Here is a 19,645-nt window from a genome sequence, read left to right on the forward strand (position 1 = left end):
AAGTTTTATGAGTAAAACAACAGCAACAACTAAGGGAACGCCGAGAATTAATTTCTCGTCAGCAAAAGGAAAAATCATCACTCCTGACTTCCTGGACATCCAGATCGAGTCTTTTAGAGAGTTTTTCCAGCTTGATACGCTTCCTGAAGACAGAACGAATGAAGGTCTTTACAAGACTTTTCAGGAAAACTTCCCGATTACGGATTCCAGAAACCAATTTGTGTTGGAATTCCTGGATTATCTGGTAGATTCTCCGCGTTATTCAATCGATGAGTGTGTGGAAAGAGGATTGACTTATTCAGTTCCTCTTAAAGCAAGGCTTAAATTGTATTGTACAGACCCAGAACACGAGGATTTCCAAACCGTAGTTCAGGATGTATACTTAGGTCCGGTTCCTTATATGACTCCTAGTGGATCTTTCATCATCAATGGTGCTGAGAGAGTTATCGTTACCCAGTTACACCGTTCGCCTGGTGTATTCTTCGGACAGACGTACCACGCAAACGGAACCAAATTATATTATTCAAGAATCATTCCTTTTAAAGGATCTTGGATGGAATTTACAACCGATATCAACAGCGTTATGTACGCGTATATCGACCGTAAGAAAAAGTTACCATTAACAACTTTATTAAGAGCAATCGGATACGAATCTGATAAGGATATCCTTCAGATCTTCGACCTTGCTGAGGAAGTGAAAGTTTCTAAAGCTGCCCTTAAAAAAGTAGAAGGAAGAACATTAGCTGCGAGAGTTTTGAACACTTGGTTTGAAGATTTCGTAGACGAAGATACAGGTGAAGTAGTTTCTATCGAAAGAAACGAGATCATCTTAGACAGAGAAACTATTCTTGAAAAAGAACATTTAGATCTTATTCTTGATGCTGGTGTGAAATCAATCCTGATTCACAAAGAAAACAGCAATGAATTCTCTATCATCCAGAATACATTACAGAAAGACCCTACCAACTCTGAAAAAGAAGCGGTAGAGTACATCTATCGTCAGTTAAGAAATGCAGATCCGCCAGATGAAGAAACAGCAAGAGGAATCATTGAAAAATTATTCTTCTCTGAGCAAAGATATTCATTAGGTGAAGTTGGACGTTACAGACTAAATAAAAAATTAGGTCTTAATATTCCTACGACAACTGAGGTTCTTACCAAAGAAGATATCATCGCGATCGTAAGACACTTGATCGAATTGGTAAATTCTAAAGCTGAAGTTGATGATATCGACCACTTATCAAACAGAAGAATTAAAACGGTTGGTGAGCAGTTGGCAGGACAGTTCGGTGTAGGTCTTTCAAGAATTGCAAGAACAATCAAGGAAAGAATGAACGTTAGAGATAACGAAATCTTTACTCCGCTTGATCTTGTTAATGCTAAAACGTTAACATCAGTAATCAACTCGTTCTTTGGTACCAACCAGCTTTCTCAGTTCATGGACCAGACCAACCCGCTTTCAGAAATCACGCACAAGCGTAGACTTTCTGCACTAGGGCCTGGAGGTTTATCAAGAGAAAGAGCAGGTTTCGAGGTTCGAGACGTTCACCATACGCACTACGGAAGAATTTGTCCGATCGAAACTCCGGAAGGACCGAACATCGGTTTGATTTCATCTTTAGGTATTTATGCTAAAATCAACAGACTTGGTTTCATAGAAACGCCGTATAGAAAAGTAGCAGACAGCAAGATTGATCTTAATGCTGATCCTATCTACTTAAATGCTGAAGATGAAGAAGATAAAGTAATTGCTCAGGCAAACGTTGAATTGAGTGATAATGGTGACTTCTTAACAGACAGAATTATTGCAAGATTGGATGGTGATTATCCGGTAGTTGAACCTTCTCAGGTTAATCTTATTGATGTAGCACCAAACCAGATTTCCGGTATTTCAGCTTCATTGATTCCGTTCCTGGAGCATGATGATGCTAACCGTGCATTGATGGGATCTAACATGATGCGTCAGGCAGTTCCTCTATTGAAGCCACAGGCTCCGGTAGTGGGTACAGGGCTTGAGCAGCAGGTTGCAAGAGATTCAAGAATTTTGATTAACGCTGAAGGTACAGGAACTGTAGAGTATGTTGATGCTGACAGAATCGTAATTAAATATGAAAGAAGCGAAGACGAAGATTTAGTACAATTCGAGTCTGCTACTAAAACATATAACTTAACTAAGTTTAGAAAAACCAACCAAAGTACAACCATTACCCTAAGACCAAATGTAAGAGTAGGTGACGTAGTGGAAAAAGGACAGGTACTTTGCGACGGGTATGCTACTGAAAAAGGAGAATTGGCTCTTGGTAGAAACTTAGTGGTTGCGTTCATGCCTTGGAAAGGATACAACTTCGAGGATGCGATCGTAATCAACGAAAAAGTTGTTCGTGAAGACTGGTTTACTTCAATCCACGTAGATGAATATTCTCTTGAAGTTCGTGATACCAAATTAGGTATGGAAGAGCTTACAGCAGATATTCCAAACGTTTCTGAAGAAGCTACTAAAGATCTTGACGAGAACGGTATGATCAGAATCGGTGCTGAAGTGAAGCCTGGAGATATCATGATTGGTAAAATCACTCCAAAAGGTGAATCTGACCCGACTCCTGAAGAAAAACTTCTTAGAGCGATTTTCGGTGACAAAGCTGGTGATGTAAAAGATGCTTCATTAAAAGCAGATTCTTCATTAAGAGGTGTTGTGATCGACAAGAAATTGTTCTCAAGAAACATTAAAGATAAAAAGAAAAGAACTGAAGAAAAACTTAAGCTTGAAGAAATTGAAAACACTTACAAAGCTAAGTTTGATGATTTGAGAAACACTTTAATTGAAAAATTAAATACACTCGTAAGCGGTAAAACTTCTCAAGGGGTTAAAAATGACCTTGATGAGGAAATCATCGGTAAAGGAGTGAAGTTTACTCACAAATTATTGACTTCAGTTGAAGATTATGTAAACGTTAGCGGTTCAGACTGGACGGTTGATAACGATAAAAATGAATTAATCAAACAATTAATTCACAACTACAAAATCAAGTACAACGATATTCAAGGGGTTAAAAACCGTGAGAAATTCGCAATTTCAATCGGAGATGAACTTCCTGCAGGTATCATGAAGTTGGCTAAAGTTTACATCGCTAAGAAACGTAAGCTGAACGTAGGAGATAAAATGGCAGGACGTCACGGTAACAAAGGTATCGTTTCAAGAATCGTTCGTGAAGAAGATATGCCATTCCTTGAAGACGGAACACCGGTAGATATCGTATTGAATCCACTTGGAGTACCTTCACGTATGAACATCGGTCAGATCTATGAAACCGTTCTTGGATGGGCTGGTCAGAAATTAGGATTGAAGTTCGCGACACCAATCTTCGACGGAGCAAGTCTTGATCAGATCACTGAATATACTGAGAAAGCAGGTCTTCCTAAATTTGGTCACACCTATCTTTATGATGGTGGTACCGGAGAAAGATTTACACAGGCAGCGACAGTGGGTGTGATCTACATGTTGAAATTAGGACACATGGTTGATGATAAGATGCACGCACGTTCGATCGGTCCATACTCATTGATTACTCAGCAGCCGTTAGGAGGTAAAGCTCAGTTCGGAGGTCAGAGATTCGGAGAGATGGAGGTTTGGGCTCTTGAAGCATTCGGAGCATCAAATATCCTGAGAGAGATCCTTACCGTGAAGTCGGATGACGTAATTGGTAGAGCGAAAACTTACGAAGCCATTGCTAAAGGTGAATCGATGCCTGAACCAGGTATTCCGGAATCATTCAATGTACTACTTCATGAGTTACAAGGTCTTGGATTAGACGTAAGACTAGAGGAATAATTTTAAATTTTAAATTATCAATGCTGAATGGAGACATTCTGAAATTAATCTAAAATCTAAAATCTAAAATTTAAAATCTAACAAATGTCAAATAAAAATAAATCAAGTAGATTTAATAAAATAACCATCGGTTTAGCTTCTCCGGAATCGATTCTTCAGGAATCGAGAGGGGAGGTTCTTAAGCCGGAAACCATTAACTACAGAACGCATAAGCCTGAAAGAGATGGTTTGTTCTGTGAAAAAATCTTCGGTCCCGTAAAAGATTACGAATGTGCTTGTGGTAAATACAAGAGAATTCGTTACAAAGGGATCGTTTGTGACCGTTGTGGAGTAGAGGTTACGGAGAAAAAAGTACGTAGAGAGAGAATCGGACATATCAATTTGGTAGTTCCAATTGCTCACATCTGGTATTTCCGTTCTTTACCGAACAAAATCGGTTACCTTTTAGGAATTCCTTCCAAGAAATTGGATATGATCATCTACTACGAAAGATATGTAGTGATTCAGCAGGGGATTGCTAAAAAATTAGACGGTTCCGATTTCGAGAATATGGAATTCTTGACAGAAGAAGAGTATCTTGATATCATGGAAACTCTTCCAATTGAGAATCAATATCTTGATGATTCCGATCCAAACAAATTCATCGCTAAAATGGGTGCTGAAGCTGTTGAGGAGTTATTAAAAAGAATCGATCTTGATGCATTGTCTTTCGATTTAAGACATAAAGCTCACAATGAAGGTTCAAAACAAAGAAGAACTGAGGCTTTAAAAAGATTGAACGTTGTAGAAGCATTAAGAGGTGCTAATACAAGAATGATCAACAAGCCTGAGTGGATGATTATGCGTGTGCTTCCAGTTATTCCGCCGGAATTAAGACCATTGGTTCCGTTGGATGGTGGACGTTTCGCAACTTCCGATTTGAATGACCTTTACAGAAGAGTTATTATCAGAAACAACCGTTTGAAGAGATTATTGGAGATTAAAGCTCCTGAAGTAATCTTGAGAAACGAGAAGCGTATGCTTCAGGAATCAGTAGATTCATTATTCGATAATACAAGAAAATCTTCAGCTGTAAAATCTGAATCTAACAGACCATTGAAATCCCTTTCAGATTCATTGAAAGGTAAGCAAGGTCGTTTCCGTCAGAACTTATTAGGGAAAAGGGTAGATTACTCTGCGCGTTCTGTAATTGTTGTAGGTCCGAACTTACAGCTTCACGAATGTGGTATTCCTAAAGATATGGCTGCTGAACTTTACAAACCGTTCATTATCAGAAAACTGATTGAAAGAGGAATTGTAAAGACCGTAAAATCTGCAAAGAGAATCATCGACAGAAAAGAACCTGTAGTATATGATATCCTTGAAAACGTGATGAAAGGTCACCCGGTACTATTGAACAGGGCACCTACGCTTCACAGACTGGGTATTCAGGCATTCCAGCCTAAGATGATCGAAGGTAAGGCAATTCAGCTTCACCCATTGGTAACGACAGCATTCAACGCGGATTTCGACGGTGACCAGATGGCGGTACACTTACCGTTAGGCCCAGAAGCAATCCTTGAAGCTCAGTTATTGATGTTAGGTTCTCAGAACATCTTGAACCCAGCAAACGGTTCTCCAATTACGGTACCTTCTCAGGACATGGTTCTTGGTCTTTATTTCATGACCAAAGAATTGAGCTCTACAGAAGATATGAAAGTAAAAGGCGAAGGTCTTGCATTCTATTCTCCTGAAGAAGCGGAAATCGCTTATGCTGAAGGAAGAGTATCTTTAAATGCTAAAGTAAGATGTAGACTTCCGGTTAAAGAAGACGGTGAAATCGTTACAAGACTGATCGAAACTTCTGTAGGTAGAATTTTGTTTAACCAGATTGTACCGAAACAGGTAGGATATATTAATGAGCTTTTAACGAAGAAATCATTAAGAAACGTTATCGGTAAGATCCTTGCTGATACGGATTTCCCTACCACTGTGAAGTTCCTTGATGCGATGAAAGACTTAGGTTACTCAAACGCATTCAAAGGAGGTCTTTCTTTCTCATTAGGTGATATTGTAGTTCCTGTTGAGAAAAAGCAGATGATTGCACAATCAATCGAAACTGTAGACGAAATTAGAGCCAACTATAACATGGGTCTAATTACCGATACAGAACGTTATAACCAGGTAATCGACGTTTGGACAAACACCAACGCAGGATTAACGGAGATGATCATGAGCAGAATGAAAGTTGATCAGGGTGGTTTCAACTCTGTATACATGATGCTTGATTCCGGGGCGAGGGGTTCTAAGGAACAGATCCGTCAGTTATCAGGGATGAGAGGTTTGATGGCAAAACCGCAGAAAGCCGGTTCTACCGGAGCGGAGATCATTGAAAACCCGATTCTTGCAAACTTTAAAGAAGGTCTTTCCATCCTAGAATACTTTATCTCTACCCACGGTGCCCGTAAAGGTCTTGCGGATACCGCTCTTAAGACGGCCGATGCCGGTTACTTAACGAGAAGATTGGTAGACGTTGCACAGGACGTTATCGTTACAGAAGAAGACTGTGGAACGTTAAGAGGAACAGAAGTTACTGCACTTAAGAAAAATGACGAGATCGTTGAAAAAATCTCCGAAAGAATCTTAGGTAGAGTTTCTTTACATAATATTTACGATCCTGAAAGTGATGAACTAATCGCTGAAGCTGACCAGGTAATCTCTGAAGCATTAGCTAAGAGAATCGAGGAAGCAGGATTAGAAGCTGTTGAAGTTCGTTCACCATTAACTTGTGAAGCTAAGAAAGGTATCTGTGCGAAATGTTACGGTAGAAACTTAGCAACAGGTAAAATGATTCACATGGGTGAAGCGGTAGGTGTAATTGCAGCACAATCCATCGGGGAACCGGGAACTCAGCTTACGTTGAGAACATTCCACCAAGGGGGTACTGCAGGAAACGTATCAGAAAACCCATCAATCGTTGCAAGAAGAGACGGTATCGTTGAAATGGATGAAGTAAGAACCATTACTTCTGAAGATGAAAACGGTAATACTGCTGAAGTGGTTGTTTCCCGTTCAACGGAATTCAGATTGGTTGCTGATAATGAGTCAAGAACACCATTAATGGTAGCCAACGTACCTTATGGTTCCATATTAGCAGTAAAACCTGGTGATAAAGTGAAAAAAGGAGATGTAATCTGTAGATGGGATCCGTATAACGCCGTTATTATTGCTGAAACAGCAGGTAAGGTAGAATACGAAGATATCATCCAGGGGGTTTCATTCCAATTGGAAATTGACGAACAGACAGGATTTGAAGAGAAAGTAATTTCTGAATCCAGAAATAAGAAAGCCGTACCAACATTAAAAGTGGTAGATTCTAAAGGAGTTGAGCAGAAAGCATACAACTTACCGGTAGGAGCCCACTTAATGGTAAACGATGGTGAAAAAATTAAGGCTGGTAAAGTCTTAATTAAAATCCCTAGAAAATCTGCAAAAGCAGGGGATATCACCGGAGGTCTTCCGAGAGTTACCGAATTATTCGAAGCAAGAAACCCTTCAAACCCAGCGGTGGTTACAGAAATCGACGGGGTAGTTTCTTACGGAAAAATCAAGAGAGGTAACCGTGAATTGATCGTTGAAGCTAAAACTGGGGAGAGAAAAATTTATTTGGTTAAATTATCCAACCAGATCCTTGTACAGGAGAATGACTTCGTAAGAGCTGGTTCGCCACTTTCTGACGGATCTATCACACCGGACGATATCTTGAGAATCAAAGGCCCAACAGCTGTTCAGGAATATTTGGTAAATGAAATTCAGGAAGTTTACCGTTTACAAGGGGTAAAAATTGACGACAAGCACTTCGAAATCATCGTAAGACAGATGATGACGAAAGTATCTATCGTTGACGGAGGTGATACTCAGTTCCTTGAAGGTGCTCTTGAACATAAATATGATTTCTTGGAAGAAAACAACAGAGTATTCGGTCTTAAAGTTGTAGTAGAGGCGGGAGATTCTAAAGTATTCAAACCGGGTCAGATGATTACGGCAAGAGAATTAAGAGACGAAAACTCTAAGTTAAAGCGTGAAGATCAGGCTTTAGTGGAAGTAAGAGAAGCTTTACCAGCTACGGCAACGCCAGTATTGCAGGGTATTACGAGAGCAGCTCTTCAGACTAAATCATTCATGTCTGCCGCATCGTTCCAGGAAACAACGAAAGTTCTTAATGAAGCAGCAGTTGCAGGTAAGGTTGATGATCTGCACGGTCTTAAAGAAAATGTAATTGTAGGACACAGAATTCCTGCAGGTACAGGTCTTAAAGAATACCAGAATGTAATCGTTGGTTCTAAGAAAGAATTCGAAGATCTTAACTAAAATTTATAATTTGAAATTTGAGGTTTGAAATTATTTTTATACTTTCACAATCTCAAATTTCGAATTTTTTAAAATATAATTTATAACAAATGGACAACAATCAAAACCCACAAGACGGAAACATCAACATCGAATTAAACGAAATGGTAGCGGCTGGTATCTATGCTAATTTAGCTTTGGTAAACCACTCTCCATCTGAGTTTGTAGTAGATTTCATCCAGTTAATGCCGGGTGTACAGCAAGCGAAAGTAAGATCAAGAGTTATCCTTGCTCCACTTCACGCAAAAAGAGTACTTTCTGCTCTTCAACAGAATATTGCTAACTATGAGCAACAATTCGGAGAAATCAAAGAAGTTGAACCTTTCGTATTAGGAGGAAACAACGTAAACGCTTAAGATTTACTCATAAACATACAGAAGTGCTCCATTTTTAATGGGGCATTTTTTTATGCTGATAGATTGCTGTTATATGATATAAATGCTTTATTTCATACGTTGCTACTAATTAGAATTGTATATTGTTTGTAATTTCCTATTATTTTATAATTCTTATTAATAGATTAAAAAAATATAAAATCCATGTCACAATTTTATATCTTTGCTTCAAGATATGGTATTAGGATATGGTAAATAATCAGTTTGTTCGTAATAAATTTGGTTTTTTAGGCGAACAATTTTTAGGTGAACTTAATAAAAATGCAGTCGTCACAGAAGTAAAGGCAAAGACTGAAATTATTCGTGAAGGTCAGAAAAACAAATTTGTACCCTTTCTCATTAAAGGGTCTGTAAGGGTTTTTACTTTAAATGACGGCCGTGAACTTATTTATTATTACATCAGAACTAATGATAGCTGTCTGATGACTTTTTCATCTATTTTTACAGACTATATCAGCAGGGTATATGCCGTAGCAGAAGAAGATTCTGAAATCATGCTTGTTCCGGTATCAATAATCCACGATTGGCTGATTGCATATCCGGAAATCAATCGTGTTTTTTACCATGAATATGACAAAAGATTTTCAGACGTCATGAGTATGGTAAACGATGCCGTTTTTCACAGACTTGATAAAAGAGTATTAAATTATATCCGGCAGCAGATTTCAATCACCGGCTGTAATCCTATAAAACTTACCCATCGCGAAATAGCAAGCAATCTGGGGACTTCCAGAGAAGTAGTAAGCCGTGTTTTGAAAAAAATTGAGAATGAAGGCGACATTTCACAAACCAAAGAAGGCATAAAATTACCTCTTAATGAAAATGTTATACAAGGCTAATAAATTATATTTAATTAATTTAACAATTTGATTGATAAAAACAATCCGGTCGGTGACTTTTATCACGCACTTTTGATAGCATAAGTATATAAGTTTGTCATACTAAACTTTAATAGAAATTGTATGACAAAAACCTTACTATTTTTGTCGGTATTGATCTCAGGTTTCACCTTTGCACAGGAGGATCTGCTGAAAGATATTGACACCATTCAAACAAAAAATACCGATACTTCCCAGCCTGCTTTTAAGGCATTGCAGATTGTAACCGGACAATCTACTAAATTACCCGCAAAAAAAGAGTGGTACATTGTTGTGGCACACCGTTTTGGTGATGTAAGCAAAGGCTTCAAAGATTTTTTCGGACTGGATGATGCCTCAACCAAACTTGGGGTTATTTATGGAGCTACAGACTGGCTATCATTAAATTTATCAAGAGAAACCAATCAGAAAACTTTTGAGGGCGGCGCAAAATACAGATTGGTGAAGCAAAATGATAATTTCCCGGTGGATATTGTAGGGTACAATGTATTGGCCGTAAATACAGATCTGAGCACGGATAATTATCCTCATTTAAAGTTCGCAGACAGACTTTCTTATCTTACTCAGGCTTTGATTTCCAGAAGATTTAATGATGATTTTTCACTGCAGCTAACTCCTTCTTATGTTCATAAAAATCTTTACGAACCGACAATTGAAGATAAAGATCAGTTTCTGGCAGGTATCGGGGGAAGATACAAGATTTCAAAAAGAATATCGATTAATGCAGAATATTTCGTGAATTTTGATAACCACAGTTTTTATAAAAATCCTCTGTCCGTAGGGATGGATATTGAAACGGGAGGCCACGTTTTTCAACTGTTGTTTACCAATTCGCAAATCAATTCAGATATTGGGTATCTCACCAATGCTACGGGAAAGTGGGAAAAAGGACAGATTTTCTTCGGATTTAATCTTTATAGAGTTTTTTAATATGAAAAAGTTTGTATATATCATTTCAACGGCAGCAGTATTTATTGCCTGTGAAAGCAGAACCTATGAAGAGATCTCGGATAATACGCCTATTGCTGAAAAAGTAACTTATAATAAAGATGTTAAAGCAATTATTGATGCCAACTGTGTGAGTTGCCATTCTCCCGGTGCTCAGGCTTTGACCAATTATAATCAGGTGAAAAATAATATCAATAATATTATAGACCGAATCAGCAGGCCCAATGGAGATCCTCTGAAAATGCCGCAGGGCGGAAGTTTGTCACCTGCACAAATCAATATCATCACCAAATGGAAAGCCGACGGCCTTTCCGAAAACTAAATATCTATTATGAAAAAGCTGATTATTTTCATCATGTTAATGATAACGGGCAACTTGTTTTTTGCCCAAAAATATATGTCTAAAACAGGAAAAGTGACCTTTGAAGCCTCAGTTCCTCTTTTTGAAGATGTATTTGCACAGGACGACAATAATATTGTTGTTCTCAACGCCGATAACGGAGATGTTGCCTCTGTTTCAGTGGTTAAAAACTTTCATTTTAAAACCAAACTCATGGAAGAGCATTTTAATGAAAGCTATGCAGAAACGGCTAAATTTCCAAAAACTACATTTACCGGTAAAATTGTGAATTTTGATAAGTCGAAACTTACGGCTTCACCTCAGAAATTTACGGTTCAGGGAACTCTTAATTTCCACGGAGTGGCAAAGGCTTACACCTCAACTGCAACAATATATGCCAAAGACGGAAAAATTTTTATGTCAGGAGGATTTACGGTAAAAGCTGCGGATCATAAAGTGACAATCCCTAAAATGGTAATGAAAAAAGTAGCGGAAACAGTGAATGTTGAATATAATTATATTTTGGTTAAACAATGAAAAAGATCATTATAATATTAAGTATATTCCTGGGACTTACTTTGACATTTGCCCAGGACAACGCAAAATCAATTTTTGATGTCGCCCGTACCGGAACTGTTGAGGAAGTAAAAGAACTTATGAAAAAGGACCCGGATGTCATTAACCAAACCAATGAAAACGGATTCTCACCACTCATTCTTGCATGCTATAGAGGAAATGTTGAGGTGGCCAAATTTCTGATTGATCATGTAAAAGATGTAAATTATAAAAGCAGGGAAGGTACCGCTCTCGCCGGACTCGCCTTTAGATACAATAAAGAATTGGTAGAATATATTCTGAAGAAAAATGCGAATCCTAATATTGCTGATGCCACAGGAATAACTCCGCTATTTTGGGCAGTAAAGTCCGGTAATAAAGAATTAACCGAACTGTTACTAAAATACAAAGCTGATAAAACCTTAAAAGATTCACAGGGAATGACTCCTTTCGAGTATGCCTTGCAGACCAATAATAAAGAAATCATTAATCTCTTAAAAAATTAACATATGAAAAAAGTTTTACTTACTTTATCAATGGCTCTGGCATCTTTGATCGGAGCACAGACTTTTTCGACAGGAACAATAAGTCTGCCGACTACAGGTATGACAGTAAGAATCGTTACCAATCCTACTACAGTGACTCTGGTACTCACAGGAGACAGCAATTCCATGCTGGCCATAGGTTTTGGAACAAGTGGAATGGCCTCCGGAGCAGACGGATTTATTTATAATTCTTCTGCAAACAGGGATTACACATTTAGTGGAATAGGTGTAACTCCTTCTGCTGACTCTTCCCAGGATTGGACTGTAACATCGGACACGGTTTCCGGAAGTACAAGAACGGTTATAGCCACCAGAAGCTTAGCAGGAGGTGCAGGAGATTTCGCATTGTCCAACACCAATTCAAATATTGATATTTTCTATGCAAGAAGAGCTGGTGCATTAGGTCTTGCTTATCATGGTTCTTTAAGAGACTATGCTACTCTCACCAGAGCTTCAGCGCTGGCAACAGGAGAAGTTGTAGCGGAAAAACAGAAGATAATGCTGTATCCTAATCCTGCAAAAGAAACGGTAAGCTTCAAAAATGCTGATAAGATCAAATCGGCAGACATCTTTGATTCTGCAGGAAGAAAAATCAGAACCGTGAAAGTGGATGGGAAAGAAATCAATATTTCAGATTTGAAATCCGGAAGTTATTATCTGGAAATCACTTTAAAAGACGGATCAACTACTTTTGAACAGCTTATTAAAGAATAATAACAAAACTCTTTACAAATAATTTCAGGCGTGACTTTGCCGCCCCGAAATTTATCCCATCATTACCCATACTTACTACAGTTTTTTTGGATATTTTTATCAGTTTAATTTTTCAGACGTTATTTGTTTTTACGTGAATAAAGCCGTCTTTAGCTTTGCAGCAATAGACATTCAGATAAATAATTATTATCGTCAAGCCACTTTCATTGCAAATTTTACTCAACCATCTTTTACATATATCGAAAAAGAAATATCTTTCCGGCATGAAAACTACTCAAATCACTACCGCCGGGAGAATAAAAGCTATTGTAGGCGGATCCATCGGAAATCTTGTTGAATGGTACGACTGGTATGCGTACGCCGCATTTGCCATTTACTTCTCAAACTCTTTCTTCCCCGATTCTGATATGACGGCACAACTGCTGAACACAGCGGGAATTTTTGCCGTTGGCTTTCTTATGCGCCCTGTTGGTGGTTGGCTTTTCGGAAGTATTGCAGATCGGATCGGACGGAAAAAAGCCATGACGTTTTCAGTATTGCTCATGTCTTTCGGATCGTTGCTGATTGCAGTAACACCAACGTATGATGCAATAGGAGTTTTGGCTCCGTTACTTTTATTAACAGCACGTCTTCTGCAAGGTCTCAGTGTGGGAGGAGAATATGGTGTATCTGCAACTTACCTCAGTGAAATGGCAACTTCCGACAGACGCGGATTTTATTCCAGTTTTCAGTATGTGACTTTGATTGGCGGACAGCTCATCGCACTCGGAATTCAGCTGATTTTACAAAAAATATTACTTACGGAAAGCCAGCTTGAAAACTGGGGCTGGAGAATTCCTTTCGTCATCGGGGCACTGCTTTCCGTGATTGCGTTGTACCTGAGAGCAAATCTCCACGAAACGGAAGCTTTTGAAAGTAAAAAAAAGATAGAGGAAAATAAAAAAGGGACTATAAAAGAATTACTGAAACATCCTAAAGCACTACTGACAGTAGTAGGTCTCACCTTAGGCGGAACGCTTGCATTCTATACCTATACTACTTACATGCAGAAATTTCTGGTAAATACCGTTCATCTTACAAAAGAAGATTCTACATTGATCTCTTTTGTTTCGCTCTTTATTTTTGCCTGTCTGCAGCCTCTTTTTGGAGCCCTCTCGGATAGAATAGGAAGAAGACCTTTGCTGCTGGGTTTCGGGATCTTGGGAACAGTATTCACTTATCCGCTGCTGGACGCTTTAAGTACGACCACTTCCATGTGGGGTGCTTTCTTTCTGATCATGGCTGCACTAATTATTGTAAGTGGTTATACATCTATCAATGCAGTCGTAAAGGCTGAGCTTTTCCCGTCTGAAGTAAGAGCTTTGGGAGTCGGGCTTCCATATGCATTGACGGTAGCGGTTTTCGGAGGAACGGCAGAATATCTGGCATTATGGTTTAAACAGCAGCATGTAGAGCATTATTTTTATTGGTATATTACCGGCTGTATTTTCTTTTCACTGATCGTTTACTCAAGAATGGGAGACACGAAGAAAACATCTTCTCTTGATAAAGATTAAAACAGAATATATAAAAGACCCGCGGCTCAGAGAATCTGAGCCGCGGGTTCTATTTAATGATAGGCTTGCTTAAATTTTTGGAGGATATTATCCAGATTATGTCTCTGAACATATACGCTCTTTACATCTTCATATCTCGGCGATTTGTAAAAAACTTCATGGAAATCCATACTGCCATTTCCAACTTTTACCACTTTCTGAACCTCAATATTCAACTTTCTCAATTCATCTTTAAAAACCTGAAATTCGTCTTGGATATTTTTCATCTATTTTTTGGATTTTAATTAAAACTATACTTTTATATCAAACACCCTACCAAAATTAAGGGGTGTAAATGAAAATCAGTATAAAGATAATGAATTTTTCTATATAAAAATAAGAAATGCTTATAATTTTAGCAATGAATTATTTGTTTTTAAATCATTTTAATAAATTTTTCATGAATTGAATAATGTTATTACCGAACAAAAAAATTAAACAAAAAATTTTATAATATGAAAAGTCCTTTAAAATAAGCTTTGTACCTGGCTAACCGATCAATTAATACACAAAATAAATATGAATTAAAACAAAAAAGGTTAAAATCACCTGAGATTCTAACCTTTTATTCTATATAGATTTCATTGTATTATTTTTTGCTATCCTCTTCTTCCAGTTCAATTTCATGTCTCAGCTGGGCCTTGTACAAGGTAGCATAATATCCGTTTTTATCCAGAAGTTCAAGATGCTTTCCTTCTTCCACAATTTTACCGTGCTCCATAACGATAATTTTGTCTGCCTTTTCAATAGTGGAAAGCCTGTGTGCAATGATAATGGACGTTCTGTTTTTTGTGATTTTTTCCGTGGCTCGCTGGATCAGTTTCTCACTTTCATGGTCAATAGATGAGGTCGCTTCATCGAGAATCAGGATTTTAGGATCTGAAAGATATGCTCTCAGGAATGATAAAAGCTGTCTCTGACCCAGGGAGATGGAAGAACCTCTTTCACTCACTACATAATCATAACCTCCCGGAAGGCTTTCAATAAACTCGTCAACTTCAATTTCCTTTGCTCCGGCTTTGATCTGCTCAAGCGTAATGGAATTATCACCAAACGAAAGATTTTCAAAAATACTTCCGTGGAACAGGAAAACATCCTGTAGCACTACACCAATATGACTTCGGAGGCAATAGAGTTCATAATCTTTAAGATCCACATCGTCAATAATGATATTTCCTGAATTAATGTCATACAATCTGGTGATCAGGCTGATAATCGTGGATTTTCCCGCTCCGGTAGCACCAACAATAGCGACAGTCTCGCCCGGATTTACTTTAAAATCAATTCCCTTTAATACTTCCTGCTTTTCATCATAAGCAAAATGTACATTTCTGAATTCAATTTTTCCTTCAAAATGATCTTTCTGTACGGTTCCTGTATTCGGCATCGAATTTTCCTCATCCATTAATCCCAATACTCTTTCAGCTCCTACGATACCCCGCTGGATATTGTTGAACCGGTCTGCAATCTGTCTTAAAGGACGGATCAGCATAGAAATATACTGGATAAATGCTATAACCACTCCGGCACTGATGGTGATGTAGCCTCCATAAAAGAGGATAAATCCGATGAAAAGCGAAGAGATTAATTCAACCACCGGGAAGAATAAGGAAAAAATAAAAACCGTTCTCAGTAATGCGCCTTTTAGCGTGATATTGATTTCATCAAACTTTTTAAATTCAGATTCCTGCCTGTTGAACACCTGAATGATCGACATTCCGGCCAGTCTTTCCTGAACAAATGAGTTCTGGTTAGACGTCCAGTTTCTTTCATCCCCGAATGCTTTTTTAAGTCTTTTCTGAAAAAATCGAGTAATAACAACCATTAAAGGAAGAATAGCCAGCGTAATGTAGCTGAGATGAACATTGGTACTGAACATCATCACCAACACAAAAAGAATTCTCAGAACATCCCCGAAAACCATCAGGAAACCATCCGTATACACCGTGGCAATAGTTTCAACGTCTCCTACTGCTCTTGTCACCAGCTGCCCGATTGGTGTTTTATCGAAGAATGAAGTTTTAAAATAAATAAGTTTATTATAAAGTCTCTGTCTGATATCCCGGATCACATTCTGTGAAATATAATTGGAAAAATAAACCAGGAAAAAATTTAAAACAGTTTCTGTGAAAACCAGACCTACCAAAATGTAGATATGCTTCATCATTAAAGCCTTGTCTTTCAGCTTGGTGATGTCGTTATCTACCACTTCCATGGTGAGGTAAGGCCTGTAGGTAGAAACCATAGCCAGTATGATGGAGATGATCAGCGTAAGGATGAACCACGAACGGAATTTCATTCCGATAAAGAACAGCCTTTTGATAATTCCCCAGGTATCTTGTTTTTTCATTGTACGAATTGAAGAAAGAATTATATTGAAATTCTATGCAAAAATAAGATTTTAAAATTTGACAATCTTTACCAGCTATAGAAATAGTCATAGAAAATTTCAGATCGCTGTCATTTATGATATAGATTAATTATTCAAAATCATAGCCCACATCAACAAGATATAATCCGTGAGCCGGGGCAGAAGTACCCGCTGAGTTTCTGTTTTTGTTTTCAATGACTTTACGGAGGTCTTCAGGCTGTAATTTTCCGGCACCTATTTCTACCATCGTTCCTACAATGGCTCTTACCATGTTTCTCAGAAAACGGTTCGCTGAAACAGTAAATTTTAGCTCACTCCCGTTTTGTTCCCATCCTGCCTTATAGATTTTACAGAGGTTGGTTTTATTATCGGTATGAAGTTTGGCAAAGCTGGTAAAGTCTTCATATTCAAATAAAATGCTACAGGCTTCATTCATTTTATTAATGTCAAGCGGTCTTCTCCAGTGCTGCCAGGCAGATTCTTCCGTGAACGGGTTTTTTTCCAGAGAGATATAATATTCGTAAGTTCTGTAGGTAGCATCAAATCTTGCATGAAAATCATCTTTCACCGGAAAAATTCTTTTCACCGAAATGTCCGCCGGAAGAAAACTGTTTAATTTTCTTGGCAGATCTTCGTCAAGAACTTTCTCGGTTTCAAAATGTGCGAAAATTTTCTTGGCATGCACGCCGGTGTCCGTCCTTCCTGCGCCGGTAGTTTTAATTTCTTCTCTTAATATTGTGGAAAGTGCCTTCTCCATTTCTTCCTGTACAGAAACAGCATTGGGCTGGATCTGATATCCGAAATAATTCTTGCCGTTGTAGGAAAATTCTATAAAATACCTCACTGTGATAAAATAAGTAAGCAAAATTACTTTAATTAATGATAATCATCAACACAATTTAGAAACCGCTTTCAACTTTTCCTGAAATTTTCAATAAAGACACAAGAAATTAAAATTAAAAAAGAAATGGTAAAGGTTGACAAGTAAAACAAGTAGCGCCGCGCCCTATAAAATATCAAAGATATTTCCTTAATTCTCTCAAAACCTTTTAAAATCTTAATGTTTAAATAATTGCAGTTTGAATTCAGATTGAATACTTTTAAATATTTATTTAAAATAAATCTCGAAAAGTAAGTACCATAGTAAGCTAAATCCATACGAAAATTCCTATTTTTGCAAGGTATGAAAAGATGGTACCTTTATCCCTTTTCCCTAGGTTATCGCATGGTAACGGGTATCCGAAACACAATGTATGATCTGGGAATCTTTAAGTCAACAAAATTCAAAACACCGATCATTTGTGTCGGTAACCTTTCTGTAGGCGGAAGCGGAAAATCTCCTATGGTAATGTATCTTGCGCAGTTTTTGTCAAAACATTACAGAACGGGAGTCCTTTCCAGAGGCTATGGAAGGCTTACAAAAGGCTATGCTGTCACCAATTATGAAAGCAATTATAAAATGGTGGGTGATGAAGCCATGCAATTGTTCGAACGTTTTAAGAACCGCTTTGTTATTGCTGTTTCCGAAGAGAGAGTTCCCGGCGCCAAAAAGGTAATTGCCGATATGGACCTTGATGTTCTGGTTTTGGATGATGCGATGCAGCATAGAGCCATAAAACCGGGATTCACCATTATGATGACCGATTTTAATGATCCTTATTTTAAAGATCATCTTCTTCCTGCAGGAGATTTGAGGGAGTCACGGGCCGGATCCGGAAGAGCAGACATTATCATGGTCAGCAAATGTCCGGATGAACTTACTGAAGAAACCAAGCAATATTATATTTCAAGAATAAGACCTACCGGACGTCAGAAAATATTTTTTTCATCTATAGGTTACGATGAAAATGTTTACGGGAAAGAAAAAATGCTTCCGGATAACAACCTGAATTATTACGATATTCTTCTGATCACAGGAATTGCAAATCCGAAACCTTTACTGAACCATCTTGCTAAATTTTCGCAGAGAGTAAAACATTTGAAATTCAGAGATCATCACAACTTTACGGAAGCGGATATTAAAAATATCGTGGCAGAATATAAAAAGATGGGCGAATATAAGTTGATTTTAACCACTGAAAAAGATTATGTACGCCTTAAAACTTTTGATTACTTAAGAGATATCGTTTATTACTGGCCTATCAATGTAATAATAGATAAGAAGGAAGAATTTAACCAAATCATCCTGGATTATGTTAGAAAAAATTAAAAAAATAGCAGCCTTCATACAAGGCGTCATCAACGATACTCCTGATTTTGCCATCGTTCTGGGTTCGGGATTAGGAAAACTCCAGGATGAGGTAGAGACAATTCATACCCTGGAATATGCTGAAATCCCTGAGTTTCCTCAAACAACAGTTGCCGGCCACAGCGGAAAATTAATCTACGGAATGCTGGAAGGCAAAAAAGTATTAATGATGAGCGGCCGCTTTCATTATTATGAAGGCCATTCTATGGAAAATGTGGTGTTGCCGATCAGGGTTTTTCATCTGCTAGGCATAAAAAATCTGATCCTTTCCAATGCTTCCGGCGGCGTAAACTCTGAATATAAAATTGCAGATATTGCCATCGTCAAAGATCATATCAACATGATGCCTGAACATCCGCTTCGTGGCAGAAATATTGATGCATTCGGTCCACGATTTGTGGATATGAGCGAAGCATACAGCAAAAAGATGATTTCAGTGGCAGAAAAGGTTGCCTCGGAAAATAATATCAACATTCACCAGGGAATCTATGTGGCACTGCAGGGACCTACTTTTGAAACCCCTGCGGAATACGGAATGATAAAAGCCATCGGTGGTGATATGGTGGGAATGAGTACTGTTCCGGAAGTTATTGTAGCCAGACACATGGGAATAAATGTTTTTGGAATCTCCGTAATTACTGATCTGGGCGGACCTGATATCGCGTTCTCCGTTTCTCACGAAGAAGTTCTGAATGCTGCCAATAAAGCAATGCCTAATGTAATTACGGTGGTAAAAGGTCTCGTTAAAAACTATCCGCAACCGTTATAGAATTTTTCAATAGTACAAATTTCCGGCTGAGGCTTTCTAATTATTTTTCATTGTTTAGATTTGCAGAAA

Annotated in this window: 15 protein-coding genes; 12 read left to right on the plus strand and 3 right to left on the minus strand. The window is 38.1% G+C overall.

Going from position 1 to position 19,645, the window contains the following annotated elements; translation table 11 throughout:
* The first annotated feature begins 7 nt into the window (after window positions 1-7).
* The 10 genes from rpoB to ODE14_RS16850 all read left to right on the plus strand — a co-directional run bounded on the left by rpoB (window position 8) and on the right by ODE14_RS16850 (window position 14,149).
* Entirely contained in the window at window positions 8-3,829 is a 3,822-nt protein-coding gene (gene rpoB, locus ODE14_RS16805; RefSeq protein ID WP_263602240.1) for a DNA-directed RNA polymerase subunit beta, read from the plus strand.
* 84 nt (window positions 3,830-3,913) lie between these two features.
* Entirely contained in the window at window positions 3,914-8,179 is a 4,266-nt protein-coding gene (gene rpoC, locus ODE14_RS16810) for a DNA-directed RNA polymerase subunit beta' (protein ID WP_248388421.1), read from the plus strand.
* A gap of 89 nt (window positions 8,180-8,268) precedes the next feature.
* Entirely contained in the window at window positions 8,269-8,574 is a 306-nt protein-coding gene (locus tag ODE14_RS16815) for a DUF3467 domain-containing protein (protein WP_029295596.1), read from the plus strand.
* A gap of 227 nt (window positions 8,575-8,801) precedes the next feature.
* Window positions 8,802-9,452, plus strand: a complete 651-nt coding sequence (locus ODE14_RS16820) for a Crp/Fnr family transcriptional regulator (RefSeq protein WP_263602241.1) — start codon at window positions 8,802-8,804, stop codon at window positions 9,450-9,452.
* A 123-nt stretch (window positions 9,453-9,575) separates the two neighbouring features.
* Window positions 9,576-10,421, plus strand: coding sequence for a DUF5777 family beta-barrel protein (locus tag ODE14_RS16825; protein WP_248388417.1), 846 nt, complete (start codon window positions 9,576-9,578; stop codon window positions 10,419-10,421).
* 1 nt (window position 10,422) lies between these two features.
* Window positions 10,423-10,761, plus strand: coding sequence for a hypothetical protein (locus tag ODE14_RS16830; RefSeq protein WP_263602242.1), 339 nt, complete (start codon window positions 10,423-10,425; stop codon window positions 10,759-10,761).
* A 9-nt stretch (window positions 10,762-10,770) separates the two neighbouring features.
* The gene (locus tag ODE14_RS16835; protein ID WP_263602243.1) at window positions 10,771-11,316 is read left to right on the plus strand and encodes a YceI family protein; all 546 of its coding nucleotides are present in this window, start codon (window positions 10,771-10,773) and stop codon (window positions 11,314-11,316) included.
* Window positions 11,313-11,840, plus strand: coding sequence for an ankyrin repeat domain-containing protein (locus tag ODE14_RS16840; protein WP_248388413.1), 528 nt, complete (start codon window positions 11,313-11,315; stop codon window positions 11,838-11,840). The genes ODE14_RS16835 and ODE14_RS16840 overlap by 4 nt, the downstream gene beginning before the upstream one ends.
* 3 nt (window positions 11,841-11,843) lie before the next feature.
* A complete protein-coding gene (locus ODE14_RS16845) occupies window positions 11,844-12,593 on the plus strand; it encodes a T9SS type A sorting domain-containing protein (RefSeq protein ID WP_263602244.1) in 750 nt (249 codons plus the stop codon).
* A gap of 263 nt (window positions 12,594-12,856) precedes the next feature.
* Complete coding sequence (locus ODE14_RS16850; protein WP_248388409.1) at window positions 12,857-14,149, plus strand: MFS transporter; 1,293 nt, start codon at window positions 12,857-12,859, stop codon at window positions 14,147-14,149.
* Window positions 14,150-14,202: 53 nt separating this feature from the next.
* Here ODE14_RS16850 and ODE14_RS16855 read toward each other — a convergent pair whose 3' ends face one another.
* From ODE14_RS16855 to truA, 3 genes are all read right to left on the minus strand, one after another.
* Entirely contained in the window at window positions 14,203-14,415 is a 213-nt protein-coding gene (locus ODE14_RS16855) for a hypothetical protein (protein ID WP_072883545.1), read from the minus strand.
* 362 nt (window positions 14,416-14,777) lie between these two features.
* Window positions 14,778-16,538 (minus strand): ABC transporter ATP-binding protein, encoded by a 1,761-nt coding sequence (locus ODE14_RS16860; RefSeq protein ID WP_263602245.1) that lies wholly within the window; start codon window positions 16,536-16,538, stop codon window positions 14,778-14,780.
* A gap of 130 nt (window positions 16,539-16,668) precedes the next feature.
* A complete protein-coding gene (truA, locus tag ODE14_RS16865; RefSeq protein ID WP_409515140.1) occupies window positions 16,669-17,403 on the minus strand; it encodes a tRNA pseudouridine(38-40) synthase TruA in 735 nt (244 codons plus the stop codon).
* Window positions 17,404-17,742: 339 nt separating this feature from the next.
* On the opposite strand from truA, the gene lpxK reads away from it, so the two are divergent.
* Window positions 17,743-18,768 carry a tetraacyldisaccharide 4'-kinase gene (gene lpxK / locus ODE14_RS16870; protein ID WP_248388402.1) on the plus strand — a complete coding sequence of 342 codons (1,026 nt, stop codon included), beginning with the start codon at window positions 17,743-17,745 and terminating at the stop codon, window positions 18,766-18,768.
* Window positions 18,752-19,576: a purine-nucleoside phosphorylase gene (locus ODE14_RS16875; protein ID WP_248388400.1), complete on the plus strand. Its 825-nt coding sequence runs from the start codon at window positions 18,752-18,754 to the stop codon at window positions 19,574-19,576. The genes lpxK and ODE14_RS16875 overlap by 17 nt, the downstream gene beginning before the upstream one ends.
* Window positions 19,577-19,645 lie beyond the last annotated feature (69 nt).

Origin of the sequence: Chryseobacterium sp. PET-29, assembly GCF_025736815.1 — a bacterium.
GTDB lineage: Bacteria > Bacteroidota > Bacteroidia > Flavobacteriales > Weeksellaceae > Chryseobacterium > Chryseobacterium nepalense.

Bases quoted from the DNA above. Each gene is read 5' to 3' on its own strand.
- rpoB (WP_263602240.1), top strand. From the start codon at position 8: ATGAGTAAAACAACAGCAACAACTAAGGGAACGCCGAGAATTAATTTC.
- rpoC (WP_248388421.1), top strand. From the start codon at position 3,914: ATGTCAAATAAAAATAAATCAAGTAGATTTAATAAAATAACCATCGGT.
- ODE14_RS16815 (WP_029295596.1), top strand. From the start codon at position 8,269: ATGGACAACAATCAAAACCCACAAGACGGAAACATCAACATCGAATTA.
- ODE14_RS16820 (WP_263602241.1), top strand. From the start codon at position 8,802: ATGGTAAATAATCAGTTTGTTCGTAATAAATTTGGTTTTTTAGGCGAA.
- ODE14_RS16825 (WP_248388417.1), top strand. From the start codon at position 9,576: ATGACAAAAACCTTACTATTTTTGTCGGTATTGATCTCAGGTTTCACC.
- ODE14_RS16830 (WP_263602242.1), top strand. From the start codon at position 10,423: ATGAAAAAGTTTGTATATATCATTTCAACGGCAGCAGTATTTATTGCC.
- ODE14_RS16835 (WP_263602243.1), top strand. From the start codon at position 10,771: ATGAAAAAGCTGATTATTTTCATCATGTTAATGATAACGGGCAACTTG.
- ODE14_RS16840 (WP_248388413.1), top strand. From the start codon at position 11,313: ATGAAAAAGATCATTATAATATTAAGTATATTCCTGGGACTTACTTTG.
- ODE14_RS16845 (WP_263602244.1), top strand. From the start codon at position 11,844: ATGAAAAAAGTTTTACTTACTTTATCAATGGCTCTGGCATCTTTGATC.
- ODE14_RS16850 (WP_248388409.1), top strand. From the start codon at position 12,857: ATGAAAACTACTCAAATCACTACCGCCGGGAGAATAAAAGCTATTGTA.
- ODE14_RS16855 (WP_072883545.1), bottom strand. From the start codon at position 14,415: ATGAAAAATATCCAAGACGAATTTCAGGTTTTTAAAGATGAATTGAGA.
- ODE14_RS16860 (WP_263602245.1), bottom strand. From the start codon at position 16,538: ATGAAAAAACAAGATACCTGGGGAATTATCAAAAGGCTGTTCTTTATC.
- lpxK (WP_248388402.1), top strand. From the start codon at position 17,743: ATGAAAAGATGGTACCTTTATCCCTTTTCCCTAGGTTATCGCATGGTA.
- ODE14_RS16875 (WP_248388400.1), top strand. From the start codon at position 18,752: ATGTTAGAAAAAATTAAAAAAATAGCAGCCTTCATACAAGGCGTCATC.